Genomic DNA, 3,904 nt, shown 5'->3' with positions numbered 1-3,904 from the left:
GACAAACCGGAGGAAGGTGGGGATGACGTCAAGTCATCATGGCCCTTACGACCTGGGCTACACACGTGCTACAATGGGCGGTACAAAGGGTTGCCAAACCGCGAGGTGGAGCTAATCCCGTAAAACCGTTCGTAGTCCGGATTGGAGTCTGCAACTCGACTCCATGAAGTCGGAATCGCTAGTAATCGTAAATCAGAACGTTACGGTGAATACGTTCCCGGGCCTTGTACACACCGCCCGTCACACCATGGGAGTGGGTTGCAAAAGAAGTAGCTAGTCTAACCGCAAGGAGGACGGTTACCACTTTGTGATTCATGACTGGGGTGAAGTCGTAACAAGGTAGCCCTAGGGGAACCTGGGGCTGGATCACCTCCTTAAACGATATGCCAACCCGTCTGTAAGTGCTCACACGCATTGCTTGATCGACTGGAATCAATAAAAGATTTGTTAGTCGCTAGTCCCCTAGTGCTTGTCGCTAGACGCCGCGAGTTACTTTGAAAGGTAAGCGGCCGACAACTAGTGTCTACAGACCAGGATATAGGCCTGTAGCTCAGCTGGTTAGAGCGCACCCCTGATAAGGGTGAGGTCGGCAGTTCGAGTCTGCCCAGGCCTACCAACTTCTGTGTTTTGAAGTTCCCTCGAAAAAGGGGCTATAGCTCAGCTGGGAGAGCGCCTGCCTTGCACGCAGGAGGTCAACGGTTCGATCCCGTTTAGCTCCACCACTCTTTTGTTGATTAAAGAAGAAGTCAGTCAATTAATGTCTGTTCTTTAAATGCTTTACATTCCTGCTTAAGGAATCAAAAAGCTTCTAAAAGAAAAGAAGTTAATTGACTGGTTTTTACGCCAGATGCTCTTTAACAAGGTGGAATGTAAAGTAATAAATTGCTGATTTATGGATGTCTTGTGTATATCTACACAAAAGTCCGGCGAATCATACTCATGCGATGCGCTTATTATCGTGAGCGTATCAATGTTGTAAATCGTTAAAGCAGTCGCTTGTGTTATATGGTCAAGCGACTAAGCGCACACGGTGGATGCCTAGGCAGTTGGAGGCGATGAAAGACGTAGGAGCCTGCGATAAGCTCAGGGGAGCTGGCAAACAAGCTGTGATCCTGAGATCTCTGAATGGGGGAACCCACTTACTTTTAGTAAGTATCCTGCAGTGAATACATAGCTGCTGGAAGCGAACCCGGGGAACTGAAACATCTAAGTACCCGGAGGAAAAGAAATCAACCGAGATTCCCTTAGTAGCGGCGAGCGAAAGGGGACCAGCCCTTAAGTGGCTTTGGTGTTAGTGGAACGCTCTGGAAAGTGCGGCGATACAGGGTGATAGCCCCGTACACGAAAATGCCTTAGTCATGAAAACGAGTAGGACGGGACACGTGATATCCTGTTTGAATATGGGGGGACCATCCTCCAAGGCTAAATACTCCCAACTGACCGATAGTGAACCAGTACCGTGAGGGAAAGGCGAAAAGAACCCCTGTGAGGGGAGTGAAATAGATCCTGAAACCGTGTGCGTACAAGCAGTAGGAGCAGACTTGTTCTGTGACTGCGTACCTTTTGTATAATGGGTCAGCGACTTATTGTCAGTGGCAAGGTTAACCGTATAGGGGAGCCGTAGCGAAAGCGAGTCTTAATAGGGCGTCTAGTCGCTGGCAATAGACCCGAAACCCGGCGATCTATCCATGTGCAGGTTGAAGGTTGGGTAACACTAACTGGAGGACCGAACCCACAAATGTTGAAAAATTTGGGGATGACGTGTGGATAGGGGTGAAAGGCTAATCAAGCCGGGAGATATCTGGTTCTCCCCGAAAGCTATTTAGGTAGCGCGTCATGTCTCACCCAGGGGGGTAGAGCACTGTTTGGGCTAGGGGGTCATCCCGACTTACCAAACCCATGCAAACTACGAATACCCTGGAGTGCAATCATGGCAGACAGACAGCGGGTGCTAACGTCCGTTGTCAAGAGGGCAACAACCCAGACCGCCAGCTAAGGTCCCCAATGTTAGTTAAGTGGGAAACGATGTGGGAAGGCTTAGACAGCTAGGAGGTTGGCTTAGAAGCAGCCACCCTTTAAAGAAAGCGTAATAGCTCACTAGTCGAGTCGGCCTGCGCGGAAGATGTAACGGGGCTAAAACTAGCAACCGAAGCTGCGGCTGCATACTTTGTATGTGGGGTAGGGGAGCGTTCTGTAAGCCGTCGAAGGTGTGTTGAGAAGCATGCTGGAGGTATCAGAAGTGCGAATGCTGACATGAGTAACGATAAGGGGAGTGAAAAACTCCCCCGCCGGAAGATCAAGGGTTCCTGTCCAACGCTAATCGGGACAGGGTTAGTCGGCCCCTAAGGCGAGGCGGAAACGCGTAGTCGATGGGAAACAGGTTAATATTCCTGTACCTCTTTTTACTGCGATGGGGGGACGGAGAAGGCTAGAGCAGCACGGCGTTGGTTGTCCGTGTTTAAGGTCGTAGGCTGGTGTCTTAGGTAAATCCGGGATGCTAAGGCTGAGAACTGATGACGAGTGTTCCTCGGAACATGAAGTGCTTGATGCCATGCTTCCAAGAAAAGCCTCTAAGCTTCAGGTAAAAAGAGACCGTACTCCAAACCGACACAGGTGATCAGGTAGAGAATACCAAGGCGCTTGAGAGAACTCGGGTGAAGGAACTAGGCAAAATGGCACCGTAACTTCGGGAGAAGGTGCACTGCTGATGGTGAAGGGCTTGCCCCGTAAGCTATTGGCAGTCGAAGATACCAGGCCCCTGCAACTGTTTATTAAAAACACAGCACTCTGCAAACACGTAAGTGGACGTATAGGGTGTGACGCCTGCCCGGTGCCGGAAGGTTAATTGATGGGGTTAGCGCAAGCGAAGCTCTTGATCGAAGCCCCGGTAAACGGCGGCCGTAACTATAACGGTCCTAAGGTAGCGAAATTCCTTGTCGGGTAAGTTCCGACCTGCACGAATGGCGTAATGATGGGGGCGCTGTCTCCACCCGAGACTCAGTGAAATTGAAATCGCGGTTAAGATGCCGTGTTCCCGCGGCTAGACGGAAAGACCCCGTGAACCTTTACTATAGCTTTGCACTGAACTTTGAACCTATCTGTGTAGGATAGGTGGGAGGCTTTGAAGTCGAGACGCTAGTTTCGATGGAGCCGTCCTTGAAATACCACCCTGGTATGTTTGAGGTTCTAACGTCGGCCCCTTATCGGGGTTACGGACAGTGTATGGTGGGTAGTTTGACTGGGGCGGTCTCCTCCCAAAGAGTAACGGAGGAGCACGAAGGTGTGCTAATCATGGTCGGAAATCATGAGGTTAGTGTAAAGGCAAAAGCACGCTTGACTGCGAGACAGACATGTCGAGCAGGTACGAAAGTAGGTCTTAGTGATCCGGTGGTTCTGTATGGAAGGGCCATCGCTCAACGGATAAAAGGTACTCCGGGGATAACAGGCTGATACCGCCCAAGAGTTCACATCGACGGCGGTGTTTGGCACCTCGATGTCGGCTCATCACATCCTGGGGCTGAAGCCGGTCCCAAGGGTATGGCTGTTCGCCATTTAAAGTGGTACGCGAGCTGGGTTTAGAACGTCGTGAGACAGTTCGGTCCCTATCTGCCGTGGGCGTTGGAGATTTGAGAAGAGTTGTTCCTAGTACGAGAGGACCGGAATGAACGAACCTCTGGTGTTCGGGTTGTCATGCCAATGGCACTGCCCGGTAGCTATGTTCGGACGGGATAACCGCTGAAAGCATCTAAGCGGGAAGCCTCCTTCAAGACTAGATCTCCCTGGGGCTTTAAGCCCCCTAAAGAGCCGTTGAAGACTACGACGTTGATAGGTCAGGTGTGGAAGCGCTGCGAAGCGTTGAGCTAACTGATACTAATTGCTCGTGCGGCTTGACCATATAACAGAA

2 tRNA genes and 2 rRNA genes are annotated in these 3,904 nt (G+C 50.9%); all 4 read left to right on the top strand.

Annotated features, from left to right (window positions below):
* Positions 1-377: ribosomal RNA gene (locus O59_RS20705) — 16S ribosomal RNA — on the top strand; the annotation flags it as partial.
* Between the two features lie 162 nt (positions 378-539).
* Positions 540-616: transfer RNA gene (locus O59_RS20700), tRNA-Ile, on the top strand.
* 30 nt (positions 617-646) lie between these two features.
* Positions 647-722, top strand: a tRNA-Ala gene (locus tag O59_RS20695).
* Between the two features lie 285 nt (positions 723-1,007).
* Positions 1,008-3,895, top strand: a 23S ribosomal RNA gene (locus O59_RS20690).
* Positions 3,896-3,904: the final 9 nt, after the last annotated feature.

This window comes from Cellvibrio sp. BR (genome assembly GCF_000263355.1).
Taxonomy (GTDB): domain Bacteria; phylum Pseudomonadota; class Gammaproteobacteria; order Pseudomonadales; family Cellvibrionaceae; genus Cellvibrio.
The sequence above is the reverse complement of the archived record's forward strand: the minus strand, read 5'-3'. Positions and strand labels throughout refer to the sequence as shown.